Here is a 16715-nt window from a genome sequence, read left to right on the forward strand (position 1 = left end):
GCATTTGTCTCAGCTTGCGTCAGCCAACCGCATGGGCGGCCCCGTCTTCACTCATAACTCTTAATTCTTCACTGAAAAAGCTTCCTTCGGATTTTCCACCAGAATTTGCTTCCAGTCTTTCTTCGTAAATCCTTTGCGGTTTAAAACCGGCATCAACTGGTTGAACAAAACCGTATAATCCCGACCGATGAAACCGCCGTCGGGTTGCGCGGGATCATACCAACCGGCGTCGTGGGAGAGCAGGGTCCGGTGCAAAAACCGGTTTTCTTTCATCAACAGAAGAGTATCGACGTACTGACTCACATTTTTCCCATCCAAACCGTCCAGACTCACCCAGGCACCTTCCCGAACGGCGCGGGCGTAATGCACCATGTTTTGCCCCTGCGCATGTACCCACACAAATGCCGATGGAGCAACACCTTCCTGTTTCAAAATCTCTATTTGCTCGAAAGCGGGAACATACGGCCCGGTATGCGAGCAAATGGTCAAACCAGTGCGTTTGTGCGTCCGGGCGGCTGCCGTAATGAGTTTGCGGTGCAGTTCCGACAAGGGGCCGGGGTTGACGCCGATTTTCAGAAAAGCGGGCCGAATGCCGGTGCCTTCAATTGCGCTCTCGAACTCCGCCACCCAACGGTCGGCCAGTTGGTCGGCGGTTTCGATCCGGGCGTGGGCGGGCAGGTATTTGTCATTCGATGCCCCGTAATAACCGGTGTTTGTCAGGATTCTGACCCCTGATTTCTCCGATAATTCTTTCAGCAACAGGGGGTCGCGGCCAAGGTAGGCGGGCGTACAATCAATCAGCGTCTGAACGCCCAGCTTCCGCAACGTCTGCAAATACGGCAGCATTTTCACCACCACATCGGGCCGTCTCCAGCGCTCCGGACTGATCTGGTCGGCGCCGATAAAATCGACCAGCATGTGTTCGTGAATGAGCGTCAACCCCAGTTCCGACGCCTGAACCGCTCCGGTTACGGTGTTGATCATCGTTTTTTTTTGAAGAACCGGCCAAAACCCGGCGGCAAGTGACGTTTTCAGAAAGGTCCGACGTTTCATCATACTCGAATGGGTCATTAGGATTTTAAATACTTCCGGGCTTCCTGAATGGTCGACTTGTATTCGGCCATACTCAACACCTTTTTGTACATGGACTTCGCCCGGTTCCGGTCGCCGGACTGGGCCGAGATCCGGGCTAAACCGCTGTAGGCGTGGGCCGTAAACTCCTTGGCAAAGACCTCGTCCACCGGTAATTTCAGGGCATTCTGATAGTTTTCGGAGGCCTGTTTAGGATTGCCGTTCATTTTTTCTTCGGTGATGCCTTCCAATACTTTTACCGGCATGGCCAGAAACTTCTGGGGAAGATTCCGCAACCGTTCGATGTAGGCCTGGGCATCGCGGTACCGACCCGATTGCACCAGCGCTTCGGCGCATCCCAGCGTAAAGATCGGGTTTTGCGGGTACTTATCCGCCAGCGGTTTCAGAAACAGGGCCGCGCGGGCTGGTTGGCTTTCGTGTTTCAGGTAAATATGTCCCAAATAGAGCGCGGTTTCGGTCCGGGTGAAAACACCCCGGCGAACAGCCGTTTCCATCTGCTTCATTCCCAGCGCCATATCGCCATTCTGAAAAAAAAGCAGCAGCGGTTTCGACACCGGATGATCCAGCGGATACCGTTCAATGTAGTAATTATAAAGCCCGGTTGAAAAATAAAATTCCGGATTTTTATCCATCAGTTTAAATCCCTTCCGCAAATAGCTATACGCCTTCTGCGCTTCACCGACGGCTTTCATCGTCTCGTTGTCATAGTGGTTTTTCATCGCCAGATAGCCGTGTGAAGCCAGCGAGAAAAAGACGCCTTCCGGATCATTTTCATTGCGATCCAGCATTTTTTTCGACAGCGCAATGCCTTGATTCAGGTAGTTGACGTACTGTGTGGTGGCATTTTTGTTTTCTTTCAGCGGCAGATACTGCCAATAGAGCTGAATGGCTTTCATCACCGGCACCACCGGATGCTGGGGGTATTTGGCTTTTACCTGTCGAATATAGTCATCCGCTTCATCGAATTCGTAGTTGTAAATTTTATCGGTAGCCTTCAAAATAATCTGCTGAATACCAGCGTCATCGAGTATCTGGGCGAGAGCCGGCAAAGGGCCCGATAAGAAAAGCAGGAGCCAGAATTTTTTCATGGGAAGGTGTGTTCACGAGTTACGGGAATGTTCTTTTTTGAAGAATACGATTTGACCGTTACTTTTGTTAGTTCTCAAAACGCCTAACGACACCCCCACCGAAAAAGTTTGCCATGATTCGATTCGAGCATTTTGTGTTAGATAACGGTTTAAAAGTCTACGTTCACGAGGACCCGACCAGCCCGATGGCGACGGTCAATATTTTGTACAATGTCGGGTCGCGCGATGAAGATGCGGGGAAAACCGGTTTTGCGCATTTGTTCGAACACCTGATGTTTGGCGGCTCCCGCAACATTCCGAGCTACGACGAACCGCTGCAAAAAGTGGGGGGCGAAAACAACGCGTTTACCTCGCCCGACATCACGAATTACTACATCACGCTCCCATCGGCCAACCTCGAAACCGCCTTCTGGCTCGAATCCGACCGGATGCTGGGCCTGTCGTTCGACCCGACGGTTTTGGACGTACAGCAGAAAGTGGTGATCGAAGAGTTCAAGCAACGTTACCTCAACCAGCCCTACGGCGATGTCTGGCTGAAACTCCGTCCGCTGGCCTATCAGGTGCATCCCTACCAGTGGGCCACGATTGGCAAAGACATCAGCCACATCGAAACGGCGACAATGGATGACGTAAAACACTTTTTTTATACGCATTACCTGCCGAACAACGCCACGATGGTGGTGGGCGGAAACGTCACGCTCGAACAGGTCAAGCAATTGTCTAAAAAATGGTTTGAACCCATTCCGGCGGGCAAGGTTCACGCACGCAATCTGCCGCAGGAACCCATACAGACCGAAGCCCGGTTTCTGGAAACCGTGGCCGAAGTTCCCCTCAATGCGCTCTACAAAGTATACCACATGCCGGGTCGTTTCGCGGATAATTACTACTGCGCAGACCTGCTGAGCGACGTGCTGGGCCGGGGAAAATCGTCGCGGCTTTACCAGAAATTGTTGAAAGAACATGCGCTGTTCACCGGTATTTCAGCGCACTCGACCGGATCGCTGGACCCCGGTTTGCTCGTCATCAGCGGTTCGCTGAATCAGGGCGTATCGCTGGAAGAAGCCGATGCCGCTATTGAAAGCGTTGTGAATGAAATCATTAGCCAAACCGTACCGGAAGACGAACTGGCCAAAGTGAAGAATCAGGCGGAAGCGACGCTGGTATTTTCGGAGGTAGAACTGCTGAACCGCGCCATGAATCTGGCGTATGCGGCCAATGCCGGTAATGCGGACTGGGTGAATCAGGAAACGGAACGAATTCAGGCCATTACGCCAGACGACATCCAGTCGATTGCCCAAAAACTGCTCCGGAAAGAAAACCGCTCGACCCTGTATTACCGGGCCGCTTAAGTCGAACTGTTATGAAAATCCGCGTAGGGCAAGGATACGACGTGCATCAGTTAGCCGAAGGCCGGGAATTCTGGCTCGGCGGTATTTTAATTCCGCACACACACGGTGCGCAGGGGCATTCCGATGCCGATGTGATTTGTCACGTGCTCTGTGATGCCTTGCTGGGTGCCGCCAATCTGCGGAACATCGGCTACCATTTTTCGGACAAAGATCCGCGCTGGAAAGGCGTCGACAGCAAGCTGTTGCTGGCCGAGGTGATGCGGATGATTCGCGAAAAAGGCTATGAAGTTTCGAACGTCGATGTGACGGTGGTGTTGCAGGAACCGAAGTTAAATCCGTACATTCCGGCGATGAAAACCTGCCTGTCGGGCGTCATGGAAGTCCCGGAAGACGATATTTCCATCAAGGCCACCACGTCCGAACACATGGGCTTTGTGGGCCGAAAAGAAGGCATTGCGGCTTTTTGCGTCGCGCTGATTTATTCCTGAGTTGGTACTGAAAACGTTTCATTTACACTCATTGACCTGATAAACGATGCTTTTATCTCTGCGAAATCTGCGCCACCTCACCGCGCTTTCTGCGTTTTCTCTCCTCATCCTGTCGGCCCGCGCCCAGCCGAAAGTGGCAACCGCCAACGGCCCAATTGATTTTGAAGAGTATGAACCGGTTTCGACTTTGAAGACCCCGGAACACAAAATCACCCGCGCCAAATACCCCTTTATCGACGTTCACAACCACCAGTATGACATGGACCGGACGGATTTACGGAAACTGGTGACCCAGATGGACAGCCTGAACATGGGCATCATGGTCAATCTGAGCGGACGCGGTTTTACGTCGAACGTAGCCGAAAGCAGCACTTTTCTCGGAAATGCGCTGGCCAATGTGCAGAAATCATATCCAAAGCGGCTGGCGATTTTTACCAACATCAACTTTGCCAATCTGGGCGAACCCGGCTGGACGGAAAAGGCCGTCAAACTGCTGGAAGACGACATCAAAAACGGCGCAAAAGGCCTGAAAATCTATAAAAGTCTGGGCTTCAATGTGAAGGATACGGAAGGGAAACGCGTTCGGGTAGACGATCCGCGCCTGGACGCGATCTGGGCCAAATGCGGTCAGTTGGGCGTTCCGGTTTTGATTCACACCGCCGACCCGAAACCTTTCTGGGACCCGATGGACCGCTTCAACGAACGCTGGCTGGAACTGAAAACCCACCCCGGCCGCAAGCGGTCGGAAGACAACCCGGTCTCGTGGGAACAACTGATTGCCGAGCAGCACAATGTGTTCCGGAAACACCCGAAAACGACGTTTATCAACGCCCACATGGGCTGGTATCCGAATGATTTGGTGAAATTAGATAGCCTAATGAAGGTATTCCCGAACATGCTGGTCGAAATCGGAGCGGTTATTGCCGAACTCGGTCGCCAGCCCCGGGCGTCGCGGAAGTTCTTTGAAAAATACCAGGACCGGATTCTGTTCGGAAAAGACAGTTGGGTGCCGTCGGAGTACGCAACGTATTTCCGCGTGCTGGAAACCGACGATGAATATTTCCCATACCACAAAAAATACCACGCGTTCTGGCGCATGTATGGCATGGCGTTACCCGACGAGGTGCTGAAAAAAGTCTACTACAAAAATGCCCTGCGGATTATTCCGGGCCTGGACAAATCGCAGTTTCCGAACTAAATAAAATGCTAAAAATCACCCACATCGACGTTTTCAAGTACAACATTCCGCTCAAAGCACCCATCGCTATTTCGCTGGGAACGATTGAAAATGCCCGGAATCTGCTCGTCCGGATTCACGCCGACGGGTTGGTGGGATGGGGTGAAGGCTCGCCGTTCTGGATGATTGTCGGCGAAACGCAGGAAACCGGTTTTGCAGCCGCCCGCGATTTTGGCAAACTGCTCATTGGTCAGAATGCGCTGGATATTGAAGGTAATCTGAACCGGCTGGATGCATATTTACCCAACAATCCAACGGTGAAAAGTGCGTTCGATATGGCACTGTACGATCTGGCCGCCCAGGCGGCCCGAATGCCGTTGTACGCATTTCTGGGTGGCGAACGGTTTACGCTGGTCACCGACGAAACGATTTACCTCAATTCGCCGGAACGCATGGCTGACGACGCTGTTCGGATCAAAGAAAAAGGCGGTTTAGCAATCAAAGTGAAGCTCGGCACCAACCAGCGCGATGACATCCGGCGTGTGGAAGTGATTCGGGAAGCGGTGGGCGACGGCATTCCTATTCGGACGGATGCCAACCAGGGCTGGAATTACGTCACGGCAGTCAACGTGCTCAGAACCATTCAGGATTGGAACATCGAATACTGCGAACAACCCGTCAAGCACTGGGCCATTGCCGACCTGAAGCGCCTTCGGAGCAAGACGACCGTTCCCATCATGGCCGACGAATCGCTGTTCAACCATCGGGATGCGTTGCAGCTGGCGCAGGAAGAAGCCGTCGATTACTTCAACATCAAGTTGTCGAAAAGTGGGGGAATTTTTAACGCCCAGAAAATCAACGCCATTGCCGAAGCGGCCGGCATCCCGTGTATGATCGGTTGCATGTCGGAATCCCGGCTGGCCATCACGGCCAAAGCCCATTTTGCTTCCGCCCGGCGAAATATCTCGTTCTACGATCTGGATGCGCCATTTGAACACGCTGATGACCCGGTTTTGGGGGGCGTCACGTACAAAGGATACGAAATTGAATTGCCAACCAGGCCGGGAATCGGTGCTACCATTGACGAAACCTTTCTGGCTAGTATGGAGAGAATTGAGATTAGCTAGTTGAACCCTATGATTACAATTACGACCGCTCAATCGGATCAGGATTTGCGGGGCATTCTGGATTTGCAGCAGAGAAATCTCAAGAAAGCGCTGTCTGCCGAACTGATCGAAAGGCAGGGATTTTTAACCGTTGAGCACACCCTGCCGCTGCTTCGACGGATGAATGAAGCCGCCCCTAGTGTAATTGCCAAAAACGATGATGAGGTGGTTGGTTACTGCCTAACGATGATCCCCGCATTCCGCAACGAAATCCCGGTTCTGGTTTCCATGTTCGAACTGCTCAACCAGCTTCCCTACCAGGACCAGTTACTCAGCCAGTCGAATTACGTGGTCATGGGACAAATCTGCGTGGCGGATGGCTACCGGGGTCAGGGGATTTTTGATCGGATGTATGGGTTGTTTCGGGAGAAACTGAGTCCCTCTTATTCACTGGCCATCACCGAAGTAGCGGCAAGCAACCGTCGGTCGCAACGGGCACACGAACGGGTCGGGTTTCGAATCATTCACTCGCATGACAACCCGGTTTCTGCCGAAAGCTGGAATGTGCTGGTTTGGGATTGGCGGTGAAATCACCTTTCACTCTGGTAGGCATTTATTTCCGTCTGAATCTCTTCGGTTGTGATCTCAACGTCAGGCATTTCAGCATCAAGTTTTTCAAAGAGGTCGTCAAGCAACCGCACCTGCTATTTCCGTGCGATGATACGTCGGTCCTTGGCAGAGAAGGTCTCAAATGTTTTAATAAATTCGATCTGTGTCATATCAACACACTAAATTAACGTGAATTATGGATGGGTTTGCTCCGGAGGGGCTCTCTGTTTATAGAAAATAGGTATAAATAAACATAAGCTCCGGAGGAGCGTCCTGAAATCGCAAGGACGCTCCTCCGGAGCTTATATTTGACCTGATCGCTTAAATACTATTGACAGAAGGCTCCGCTGGAGCCTGAGTAACCGTATTTCACGTTAAATTACCAGAAATTTTTACACTTCCTCCGCCTGCAACTGTTTCTCATACAGTTCGCGGTAAACGCCGTTGGCCGCCAACAGCTCCTCGTGGGTGCCGTGTTCAACCACTTCGCCTTCATCGAGCACCAGAATTTTATCCGCCAGTTTGGCCGACGAAACCCGGTGGGAAATCACCACGGAGGTGCGGTTTTCCATGATCCGGTGGAGGTTGTTCAGAATGATATTTTCGGTGTTGGTATCCACCGCCGATAAACAGTCGTCCAGAATCAGGATTTTAGGGTCGCGGGCGATGGCGCGGGCAATCGAAAGCCGCTGTTTCTGACCACCCGACAACGTAACGCCCCGCTCGCCAATCCGGGTGTCGAACTGCTCCGGAAAAGCGATGATGTTCTGGTATAAATCCGCGTCTTTGATGGCCTGCTCCACTTTCTCCTGCGGCATTTCGGGCATCCCGAATTTAACGTTGTTGCTGATGGTTTCGGAAAACAGAAACACTTCCTGCGGCACGTAGCCCATTTGCCGCCGAATGCTCATCAGGCTATAATCCTTCAGCGGAATCCCGTCGATCAGGATTTCGCCCTCGGTGGGGTCATACATCCGCGTGAGCAGATTGGCCAGCGAGCTTTTGCCCGAACCGGTGGTTCCCAGAATGGCGACGGTTTCGCCCGCTTTGACGTTCAGGTTAAAATCCTTCAGCGCGACAATGCCCGAATCCGGGTAGACAAACCGCACATTCCGAAACTCCACTTCGCCAACAATTTCCCGTTCCAGCGATTTTTCGGAAACCAGATCGGTTTTCACGGCCAGAAACTCGTTGATCCGTTGCTGGGACGCGGCCGCCCGCTGGGTCTGGCTCGTTGTCCAGCCAAGGGCCATCACCGGCCACGTCAACATGTTGACGTACAGAATAAATTCCATGATGTTGCCCGGCGTCAGTCGCCCGGTCAGAATTTCCTGACCTCCGACATACACCACCAGCACATTACTGAATCCGACGAGCAGCATGATGAGCGGAAAAAACAGGGAATCGACGCGGGTCAGTTGCAGGGATTTCTGTTTGTAGACATCACTTTCAGTCGTGAAATTAGCCGCCGAGTTGTCTTCGCGAACGAACGCCTTGAGCACCCGAATGCCGGAAAACGCTTCCTGAACGAAGGTCGAAAGCCGCGAAAGACTCCGCTGAATTTCTTCCGAACGTTTGATGATGATCGTATTAACTACGTAAATCGCAATGGAAAGAACCGGCAATGGCAACAGCACGTAGAGGCTTAGCCGGACATTGATCGAAACCATGTAGCTGATTACCAGGATAAACAGCGTGATCAGGTTCAGCCCGTACATGATCGAGGGTCCAACATACATCCGCACTTTGCTGACATCTTCAGAAATCCGGGCCATCAAATCACCGGTGTTGTGCTGACGGAAAAAACTGAGGGGCAGCGTCTGGTAATGCGCGTAAATTTCATTCTTCAGGTCGTATTCGATGTGCCGCGACATAACGATCAGCGTTTGCCGCACCAGAAACAGAAAAAAGCCTTTCAGGAGCGCCATCGCCAGAATCAGCAACCCATAAAACAGAATGCTGAAAGCAAACACATCGTAGAGATTGCTTTGCAGGCGGCTGCCGTTGTAGAGAAAATAAATGTCGAGCGTTTCTTTCACCAGATCGAGCGAATACCGCACCAACTGCGCCGGAATAATCCCGAACAGGTTGGAAATGATGGTGAAAGCGGTTCCCCAAATGAGGTACCACTTGTATTTCAGCAGGTATTTATTGAGGTGGGAAAGTGCTTTCACAAATCAGCAGACGTCTTTCAATGAAACAAATCAGGGATATGGGCTGGTAACAGAAATCGGGCCGGAATAGTTTATCGACACGATAGGTTGACCGGTATTCGTCCTGAACCGGTATTTCGCCGGTGAAGACAAGTATAGTTCAAGACATTTTCCGTACTTTTGTACCCAATTACCAATCTTCGAAATATCGAACCGAGTTCTTTGTTTCTTGCCGGACCAGAATGCTAAACAGACGTTTATTGCGGATTAAGGTCATGCAGGCTTTTTATGCCCTGCGACAATCCGAATTATCCAATCGGCAGGCGGCTGTCGATACCATTACCGAAACTTTTCAGCGTGACCTGAATTCGATGGAGGTGCAGAACCTCCAGCAATTGGAAGGCTACCGCCGACTGGCTACGGTTTTGTTTGAAGAAGGACTAAAAGAAGGAAAACCGCCCGAAGAGGAGGAAATACCGCGTAAAGTGCTGGTAGCCGCCAACCAGGCGCTGGTGGATTATCGGAACAGCCTGACCCGGGAACGTCAGCGGGTGCTGCAGGCGCTGGTCGATGACGTTCGGACGCTCGATAACTCCCTCATCCGGCTGCTGAGCCTGCTCCTGGAGCTGGCCCACGTGGCGCAGATCGACCGGGAACGGACCTACAAAAACCTGGATACCCGCCAGATCGCCAAAGAATCGGGACTGGATAGCAACCGGATTATCAAGGCCCTGCGCGAACACAAACCGCTGGAGGTCGAGCAGATTCGCCGGAAAATCGAGTGGGGTGACGACCGTCAGATGGTTCGGACCATCTACAACGATGTGCTGAAAGAAGACGACGTTTACCGCACCTACTGCGAATCCGAACAGCATACGGCCGACGAAGACCAGCAACTGGCGCAGCACGTGTTGCGAAATGTGTTGCTGAAGCAGGAACCGGCCCGGAGCTTTTTCGAGGAAATGGACCTGAGCTGGTCCGAAAACAGCGAAATTGTGCGGAGTATGGCCATCAAAACGCTGAAATCCGTGCAGGGGCCGGAAGGATTGAAACTCGTGGCGCTGACCGAAGGTTGGGTAGAAGACCGGGATTTTCTGGAAACACTGTACAAAAAAGCCCTGGAAAACGACGCCGAATACGAGAGCCTGCTGGCCGAGCAACTGACCAACTGGGATGTGGAGCGGGTGGCACAACTGGACAAAATTATTCTGAAACTGGCACTCGCCGAGTTGCTGAATTTTCCGAATATTCCGGTAAAAGTGACCATCAACGAGTACATCGAACTGGCAAAGCTGTACAGTACGCCCAAAAGTGGCAAATTTGTCAACGGTATTCTGGATAGCTTATCCGAAAAACTAAAAACCTCCGGCCAGCTTCGCAAAAGTGGCCGTGGTTTGATGGACAATAAATAAGTTTACCCGTTTCCGGTTGTTTCTCGTTTATAAAGACGAACAACTGATAACTAAGCACGATTATGAGCAGAACAAGTCAAACCCTGATTGCCTTTGTAACGGGATGCGTAACTGGTGCCGCACTGGGTCTACTCTATGCGCCCGAGAAAGGCGCCGTTACCCGTGACCGGTTAACCTATCGTTTGTCAAAATACCGCGAACAACTTCGCTACCTGCTGGATGATGTGTTAAGAACCGATAAACTCCCCGAAAGCCTGGCCAAAACCGAGGGCGAACGGGTCGTGAGCGATGCCCGCGAAAAAGCGGAAAAACTGCTGGAAGATGTCGATCGTCTGATGGCGCAGATCAAGCAGCAGGGCGCATAACAAGCCTATCTAATGGCCAGGAAGTGAGTCGGTTTCGACTGAATCGATTCCCTTCCTGACCCTCCATTTCGTTAAAAAAAGTAATGAAAAACTTCCTCCTTAGTCTGGTTCTTCTCGCCGGTGTTACGGCCTGCAACCAGACCCAGAAAGACTCAACGAAAGAGCTGTCGGGCAAAATGCCTAAAATGGTGTTCACCGACACGGGTGTTTACGACTTTGGCGACATTACCGAAGGCGATACGGTATCGCGGAATTTCAAGTTCAAAAATGAAGGCGAATTTCCGTTGATTATCAACAACATTCAGGCATCCTGCGGCTGTACAACGCCCGAATGGCCTAAAAAACCGATCGAGCCCGGCCAGGAATCGTCCATCAAAGTGCTGTTCAACAGCCAGGGGAAACGGGGCGTTCAGAACAAAACCGTCACCGTTTATGCCAATACGGACCCGGCCTACAGCGAACTCGCTTTCCGCGTGATGGTAAATCCCCGGGATTCCAGCAGCGTCAAAACCGCCCAGTAAGCCCTGTTCAGTACCAGTAACTGATCCACGCATCCTCCATCAAACCCATTCATTTTAAACCACTATTCGTTACCATGAATTTCCCTTCTATTCTAGCACAAGTACCGGGCGGCTCGTCCAATTCCATGGTTTGGAACATCGTCCTGTGGGTCGGTATTTTTGTGGTGTTCTACTTTTTCATGATTCGTCCGCAGCAGAAAAAGCAGAAGGATCAGAAGAATTTCATTGAGAACCTGAAAAAAGGCGACGGCGTGGTCACCATTGGCGGTTTACACGGCAAAGTATACGCCGTAGAAGGCACGACGGTGGTGGTGGAAGTGGACAAAGGCGTGAAACTGACGTTTGAAAAAACCGCCATCTCCCGCGAAGCAACGGTTAAATTACCGGCGTAATTAAATATAATGATGAGTTATGAATGATGAACGATGAATGGCAGCGTAAAGTAATTCATCGTTCATCATTCATAACTCATCATTCCCTTCTGCAACTGTGCCGCTAACCAACACCCAACCCCGCCCGGTTCAATTGCCGACACTCGTTTTGTGTCTGCTGGCGGCTGCCGTCATCTGGTTGCTGAATGCGCTCAACAAGAACAACTATACGGTCAGCGTGCAGTATCCGATTGAGTTTGTTTACGACCAGAAATTGTACGTTCCCACGACGCCCCTTCCCAAAACCATTACTGTCAGCATCACCGGCAATGGCTGGAAGCTGTTCCGGAAGTCGTGGCTGCCGTTTCGGTCTCAACCCATCCGGTATTCCGTTCCCCGTCCGCTCGAAACCAAATACATCAATACCGCTTCGCTGGCGGCTTCTTTGACCGATCACGCCAACGACGTTCGGGTCAATTTTGTGGCCGGTGATACGCTGGCGTTGAATTTCGACCGGCTGGCAGCCCAGGAAGTTCCGATTGTAGTTGACAGCTCGGGCATCGATCTGGCCGAAAGCATGGTGGTTTCCAGTCTGATCAACGTTACCCCACGCCGGATCCGGTTTGAAGGCCCGGCCCGCCTGCTTCGGGCCATGCCGGATACCATCAAAGTGAAGATTCCGGCCCGGCGGCTGACCCAAAGCTACGATGAGGAATTACGACTGCCCATTCCGCGTCATCCGCTCATACGGGCCAGTGCCGACCAGGTTTCGGTTAGTTTTGAAGTGGCCGAACTCCTGCAACCGCTTCCCCCGCCCCCTCCTCCCCAACCCGTAAAACCGGCTAAATCGACCAAATCGGAAAAAACCGGGAAATCGGCCAAAGCCAAATCGGTCCGTAAAAAATGAGTCAATCAGTGAAAAGACCTTTGTTGATCGGGGTTACGGGCGGAATTGGTTCCGGAAAAACCACGGTTTGCCGCATCTTCGAAGCCCTCGGGATTCCCGTGTATTCGGCAGATGAACGCGCCAAATGGCTGGTCGATCACGATGCCATTCTCAAATCGGACGTGACGCGCCTGCTGGGATCGGAAGCGTATGACGAGGCCGGGCGTTACAACCGGAGTTGGGTGGCCGCTCAGGTGTTTGCCAAACCCGACCTGTTGCTGCAACTCAACGCGCTGATTCATCCGCGGGTGTATGCCGATACCGAGCTTTGGGCGCGTGGTTATGCCGACAAACCGTATCTGATCAAGGAAGCGGCTTTGCTGCGGGCTGCGGGTGAAGACGGCAATAACCTTGACAAATTGATTGTGGTTCAGTCGCCCCTGGAGCTTCGCATTCAACGCATTCACCAGCGCGATCCGCACCGTTCCGAGCAGGAAATCAAAAACATCATCAGCCGGCAGATGAGCGACGAAGAGCGGGTTCAAATGGCGGATTATGTGATTTATAATAATGAGACCCAACTGCTGATTCCGCAGGTTCTGCGGCTCCACGAAACCTTCTGCCAGATCGGTTTGTAATCCGCCTTTTTTACGTACCTGCAGTCTAAAGTCCGTATTTCCTCGAAGCTATTTTGTAATTTGGCTGTACGAGATTACACTGGTGGATACATAACTATGAAAAAACGCTACTTTCTGGCCGCCTGCGCGTTCAGCTTTCTGGCGGGGGCTTTCGTCACCGACGACGATCCGGCCAAACCGCTCACCGCCGAGCTGGTCGATGCCGCTTCCCGGGTGTTCGGCCTGACCTTCACCCAAACCGAGCGGGATTCCATGCTCGGTAACCTCACCAATTACCGCAGCAATTACGAAGCCCTCCGGAAAATTGACGTGAGCAACGACGTCGCTCCGGCCCTGTATTTCAATCCCTTACCCGACGGTTTCAAACTTCCGCAGGGAGCCGCGTCGTTCAAAGCTAGCCCGGTTGGCAAAACCGCTTTGCCCGCCAACCGCGACGATCTCGCGTACTATTCCGTCGCTCAACTGGGCGAACTACTCAGAACCCGCCAGATCACCTCCGAAGAACTGACTAAATTCTTCCTCGACCGGCTGAAAACCCACAACGCCAAACTCTTCTGCGTCGTCACGTTTACCGACGAACTGGCGCTGAAACAGGCCCGGCAGGCCGATGCGGAAATTAAAGCCGGAAAATACCGGGGACCGCTGCACGGGATTCCCTACGGAGCCAAAGATTTATTCGCTAAAAAAGGCTACAAAACGACCTGGGGTTCAGTCCCGTATCAGAATCAAACGCTGGATTACGACGCCACGATCATTCAGCGGCTGGAAAAAGCCGGGGCGGTTTTGTGTGCCAAACTGACCATGGGCGAACTGGCGATGGGCGACGTCTGGTTTGGCGGAAAAACCCGCAATCCGTGGGACCCAACGACGGGTTCCAGCGGTTCCTCCGCCGGTTCGGGCTCCAGTGTTTCGGCGGGACTATTGCCCTTTGCAATTGGCACCGAGACGCTGGGGTCCATTGTGTCACCGTCGAACGTCAACGGCGTAACCGGCCTTCGTCCCACTTACGGGCGCGTGAGCCGCTACGGTGCCATGGCCTTGAGCTGGTCGATGGATAAAATCGGGCCGATGTGCCGCTCCGTCGAAGATTGTGCGCTGGTTTTCAATGCGATCTACGGACCCGATGGACACGATCCGACGGTGATCGCGGCTCCGTTCCGGTATGCTCCGCTGGCTTCGTTGAAAGGCCTCAAGATTGGGTATCTAAAAAAAGCCTTCGACGCTGATTACCCCACCAAAGCCAACGATCAGGCCACGCTGGAAAAACTGCGAAAACTCGGTGCGGAACTGGTCGCGTTTGAATTGCCAGACATTCCGGTGGGCAAAATGTCGCACATTCTGAGTGCCGAAGCCGCTGCTTCATTTGACGAGCTGACGCGTTCGGGCAAGGATGATCAGTTGGTACGTCAGGTCAAAAATGCCTGGCCGAATTCCTTCCGTTCCGCCCGATTTATTCCGGCGGTCGAATATATTCAGGCCAACCGTATTCGGACCAAACTCATCAACGAAATGGCGCAAACCATGAAGGGTTTCGACGTCTACATCACGCCCACCTACGGCAACGCCAACCTGACGCTGACCAACCTCACCGGTCACCCGTGCGTGGCTCTTCCCAACGGGTTCAATGCGAAGGGATTACCCACCAGCATCACGTTCATGGGCCAATTGTTCGACGAAGGGCGCTTGCTGGCGGTGGCCAAAATGTATCAGGATGCCACGGTTTTTCACAAAAAACACCCGGTTCTTTGAACATCCGCGTTGGCGGCACGAAGTTCAAAGAACCGGGTGTACCTTTGCATGTTGCCCCTAAAGTATTTACTCACCTTTGGCTTTGGCAAGTTCCGCGAACGGAATCACCCCGGCGCGTTTGGCCCAGACGTCATAAAGTGCCGCCATCGCTTTGACCCGATGCGGTTCTTTCGCGCTCAAATCCTGTAGCTCGGTCCGGTCGGTTTTCAGGTTATAGAGTTCCCATTGGTTGGACGGAAATTCCGACACCAGTTTCCAGTCGCCCTGGCGAACGGCCCGGTTGCCTTCGTGTTCGAAATAGAGCGCATCGTGGCCTTTCCAGGCGGCTCCCCGAAACACCGGCACCAGACTTACGCCCTCCGCCGGGGTGATGGCGTTGCCTTTGTGCGTTTTCGGGTACGTAGTTCCCGCCAGATCCAGGCAGGTTGTCATAACGTCGATGATATGAGCGGGGCGCTGGTCGATCTTGCCTGGTTTCACAATCGAGGGACCGTAGGCGACAAAGGGTGTGGCCGTTCCGCCTTCATATTCCCAGTGTTTGTAGAACCGGAAAGGTGTATTACTCAGGTTGGCCCCCCGTTTTCCGTAGGCCGTAAAAGAAGTTGGGTCGCTCGACGGTTTTTTGCTGCTTTCGTAAATGGCCGGCAGAAAATTGCCGGTTCCGATGTTTTCGTGGCTGGCTCCGTTGTCCGACAAAAACAGAATCACCGTGTTCTGATCCTGCCCCATTTCTTTCAGTTTTTGCCGGATTCGGCCAATGTTCTGGTCCATGCGGTCGATCATGGCCGCATAAACCGCCATCTTGTCTTCCCAATCTTTTTTCTCAGGCTCACTCAATGAATCCCAGGCCGGAATGGATGCATCACGGGGTGAAAGCGAACTATTGTTCGCCAGAATTCCCATTGCCTTCATGCGCTGAAACCGCTCTTCCCGTAGTTTGTCCCACCCTTTTTGGTAAGCACCCCGGTATTTGGCAATGTCCTCGGGCAGGGCGTGCAAAGGCCAGTGGGGAGCCGTAAAGGCCATGTACAGAAAAAACGGCTGGTCTTTGGGAGTCTGTCCGATGAACTCAATGGCGTGATCGGCGAAGGCATTGGTCGCGTAATAGCCTTTTTCCGGCGTGTATTCCTGATCGTCCAGCGCGATGGTGAGTTTCTGGTTGGGGCGATACGGGTCCTTGCCAAAATAACTGCTCGCTCCGTCGATCAACCCAAAATACCGGTCGAAACCGCGTTTCACGGGCCAGCCTGCCGGTTTGGTGCCGACGTGCCATTTTCCGGCCATGTAGGTTTTATAGCCTGCCGGTTTTAAAGCTTCCGCAATCGTAACGCACTGCTGGTTGAGGTAGCCCTGGTAGGCGGGTTGCTGTCGGGTATTGACCATGTCACCCACGCCCGCCTGGTGCTGAAACAGGCCCGTCAGCAACGACGCCCGGGTTGGGCAGCAGCGCGACGCGTTGTAGAACTGCGGCATCCGAAGGCCGTTTTTCGCCATCTCGTTCAGGTTGGGCGTCTGGATTTCGGAGCCGTAACAGCCAATATCGGAATAGCCCATGTCGTCGGCCAGAATCAGGATAATGTTCGGTTTTTTCTCCGGCGGTTGCAGGGCGGGACAAAAAACGAACGTCAAAGCCAGAAAAGCCACTAAGAGTTTGAGTACCATTGTTTCAGGTCGTTAGCGTTTGTTTTTAAGGATTTCGTACCGGTTTCAC

General features: G+C 52.7%; 16 protein-coding genes. 12 read left to right on the forward strand and 4 right to left on the reverse strand.

Annotation, left to right across the window (positions count from 1 at the left end; translation table 11 throughout):
- Positions 1-60 precede the first annotated feature (60 nt).
- Together F0P93_RS09895 and F0P93_RS09900 are read right to left on the reverse strand one after the other, a co-directional pair.
- Positions 61-984, reverse strand: coding sequence for a phosphotriesterase family protein (locus F0P93_RS09895; protein ID WP_225309432.1), 924 nt, complete (start codon positions 982-984; stop codon positions 61-63).
- An 86-nt stretch (positions 985-1070) separates the two neighbouring features.
- Complete coding sequence (locus F0P93_RS09900; protein ID WP_150876199.1) at positions 1071-2180, reverse strand: tetratricopeptide repeat protein; 1110 nt, start codon at positions 2178-2180, stop codon at positions 1071-1073.
- A gap of 113 nt (positions 2181-2293) precedes the next feature.
- On the opposite strand from F0P93_RS09900, the gene F0P93_RS09905 reads away from it, so the two are divergent.
- The 5 genes from F0P93_RS09905 to F0P93_RS09925 are packed head-to-tail and all read left to right on the forward strand — an operon-like array spanning position 2294 to position 6888.
- Positions 2294-3529, forward strand: a complete 1236-nt coding sequence (locus F0P93_RS09905; protein ID WP_114404126.1) for a M16 family metallopeptidase — start codon at positions 2294-2296, stop codon at positions 3527-3529.
- A gap of 11 nt (positions 3530-3540) precedes the next feature.
- A complete protein-coding gene (gene ispF, locus F0P93_RS09910) occupies positions 3541-4017 on the forward strand; it encodes a 2-C-methyl-D-erythritol 2,4-cyclodiphosphate synthase (RefSeq protein ID WP_114404127.1) in 477 nt (158 codons plus the stop codon).
- A 46-nt stretch (positions 4018-4063) separates the two neighbouring features.
- Positions 4064-5215 (forward strand): amidohydrolase family protein, encoded by a 1152-nt coding sequence (locus F0P93_RS09915; protein ID WP_150876200.1) that lies wholly within the window; start codon positions 4064-4066, stop codon positions 5213-5215.
- Positions 5216-5220: 5 nt separating this feature from the next.
- A complete protein-coding gene (locus F0P93_RS09920; protein WP_150876201.1) occupies positions 5221-6321 on the forward strand; it encodes a mandelate racemase/muconate lactonizing enzyme family protein in 1101 nt (366 codons plus the stop codon).
- A gap of 9 nt (positions 6322-6330) precedes the next feature.
- The gene (locus F0P93_RS09925; protein ID WP_150876202.1) at positions 6331-6888 is read left to right on the forward strand and encodes a GNAT family N-acetyltransferase; all 558 of its coding nucleotides are present in this window, start codon (positions 6331-6333) and stop codon (positions 6886-6888) included.
- Positions 6889-7301: 413 nt separating this feature from the next.
- On the opposite strand, the gene F0P93_RS09930 is transcribed toward F0P93_RS09925, so the two are convergent.
- Positions 7302-9083, reverse strand: coding sequence for an ABC transporter ATP-binding protein (locus F0P93_RS09930; protein ID WP_150876203.1), 1782 nt, complete (start codon positions 9081-9083; stop codon positions 7302-7304).
- A gap of 221 nt (positions 9084-9304) precedes the next feature.
- On the opposite strand from F0P93_RS09930, the gene nusB reads away from it, so the two are divergent.
- The 7 genes from nusB to F0P93_RS09965 all read left to right on the forward strand — a co-directional run bounded on the left by nusB (position 9305) and on the right by F0P93_RS09965 (position 15004).
- A complete protein-coding gene (nusB, locus tag F0P93_RS09935) occupies positions 9305-10474 on the forward strand; it encodes a transcription antitermination factor NusB (protein WP_225309433.1) in 1170 nt (389 codons plus the stop codon).
- 62 nt (positions 10475-10536) lie between these two features.
- Positions 10537-10839, forward strand: a complete 303-nt coding sequence (locus tag F0P93_RS09940) for a YtxH domain-containing protein (RefSeq protein ID WP_114404132.1) — start codon at positions 10537-10539, stop codon at positions 10837-10839.
- 83 nt (positions 10840-10922) lie between these two features.
- The gene (locus F0P93_RS09945; RefSeq protein WP_150876204.1) at positions 10923-11360 is read left to right on the forward strand and encodes a DUF1573 domain-containing protein; all 438 of its coding nucleotides are present in this window, start codon (positions 10923-10925) and stop codon (positions 11358-11360) included.
- A 74-nt stretch (positions 11361-11434) separates the two neighbouring features.
- A complete protein-coding gene (gene yajC / locus F0P93_RS09950) occupies positions 11435-11752 on the forward strand; it encodes a preprotein translocase subunit YajC (RefSeq protein ID WP_114404134.1) in 318 nt (105 codons plus the stop codon).
- A 97-nt stretch (positions 11753-11849) separates the two neighbouring features.
- Entirely contained in the window at positions 11850-12638 is a 789-nt protein-coding gene (locus tag F0P93_RS09955; RefSeq protein WP_150876205.1) for a YbbR-like domain-containing protein, read from the forward strand.
- Entirely contained in the window at positions 12635-13255 is a 621-nt protein-coding gene (gene coaE, locus F0P93_RS09960) for a dephospho-CoA kinase (RefSeq protein ID WP_225309434.1), read from the forward strand. The genes F0P93_RS09955 and coaE overlap by 4 nt, the downstream gene beginning before the upstream one ends.
- Before the next feature lie 96 nt (positions 13256-13351).
- Positions 13352-15004, forward strand: a complete 1653-nt coding sequence (locus tag F0P93_RS09965) for an amidase (RefSeq protein ID WP_150876207.1) — start codon at positions 13352-13354, stop codon at positions 15002-15004.
- A gap of 66 nt (positions 15005-15070) precedes the next feature.
- Here F0P93_RS09965 and F0P93_RS09970 read toward each other — a convergent pair whose 3' ends face one another.
- Positions 15071-16666, reverse strand: a complete 1596-nt coding sequence (locus F0P93_RS09970; protein ID WP_150876208.1) for an arylsulfatase — start codon at positions 16664-16666, stop codon at positions 15071-15073.
- Positions 16667-16715 lie beyond the last annotated feature (49 nt).

Origin of the sequence: Larkinella humicola (assembly GCF_008727875.1) — a bacterium.
Lineage (GTDB): Bacteria > Bacteroidota > Bacteroidia > Cytophagales > Spirosomataceae > Larkinella > Larkinella humicola.

What these genes read in the sequence shown, in the direction of transcription:
- F0P93_RS09940 (WP_114404132.1), top strand. Translation starts at nt 10,537, where the DNA reads ATGAGCAGAACAAGTCAAACCCTGATTGCCTTTGTAACGGGATGCGTA.
- F0P93_RS09925 (WP_150876202.1), top strand. Translation starts at nt 6,331, where the DNA reads ATGATTACAATTACGACCGCTCAATCGGATCAGGATTTGCGGGGCATT.
- F0P93_RS09965 (WP_150876207.1), top strand. Translation starts at nt 13,352, where the DNA reads ATGAAAAAACGCTACTTTCTGGCCGCCTGCGCGTTCAGCTTTCTGGCG.
- nusB (WP_225309433.1), top strand. Translation starts at nt 9,305, where the DNA reads ATGCTAAACAGACGTTTATTGCGGATTAAGGTCATGCAGGCTTTTTAT.
- yajC (WP_114404134.1), top strand. Translation starts at nt 11,435, where the DNA reads ATGAATTTCCCTTCTATTCTAGCACAAGTACCGGGCGGCTCGTCCAAT.
- F0P93_RS09905 (WP_114404126.1), top strand. Translation starts at nt 2,294, where the DNA reads ATGATTCGATTCGAGCATTTTGTGTTAGATAACGGTTTAAAAGTCTAC.
- F0P93_RS09915 (WP_150876200.1), top strand. Translation starts at nt 4,064, where the DNA reads ATGCTTTTATCTCTGCGAAATCTGCGCCACCTCACCGCGCTTTCTGCG.
- F0P93_RS09970 (WP_150876208.1), bottom strand. Translation starts at nt 16,666, where the DNA reads ATGGTACTCAAACTCTTAGTGGCTTTTCTGGCTTTGACGTTCGTTTTT.
- F0P93_RS09945 (WP_150876204.1), top strand. Translation starts at nt 10,923, where the DNA reads ATGAAAAACTTCCTCCTTAGTCTGGTTCTTCTCGCCGGTGTTACGGCC.
- F0P93_RS09920 (WP_150876201.1), top strand. Translation starts at nt 5,221, where the DNA reads ATGCTAAAAATCACCCACATCGACGTTTTCAAGTACAACATTCCGCTC.
- F0P93_RS09900 (WP_150876199.1), bottom strand. Translation starts at nt 2,180, where the DNA reads ATGAAAAAATTCTGGCTCCTGCTTTTCTTATCGGGCCCTTTGCCGGCT.
- F0P93_RS09895 (WP_225309432.1), bottom strand. Translation starts at nt 984, where the DNA reads ATGATCAACACCGTAACCGGAGCGGTTCAGGCGTCGGAACTGGGGTTG.
- coaE (WP_225309434.1), top strand. Translation starts at nt 12,635, where the DNA reads ATGAGTCAATCAGTGAAAAGACCTTTGTTGATCGGGGTTACGGGCGGA.
- ispF (WP_114404127.1), top strand. Translation starts at nt 3,541, where the DNA reads ATGAAAATCCGCGTAGGGCAAGGATACGACGTGCATCAGTTAGCCGAA.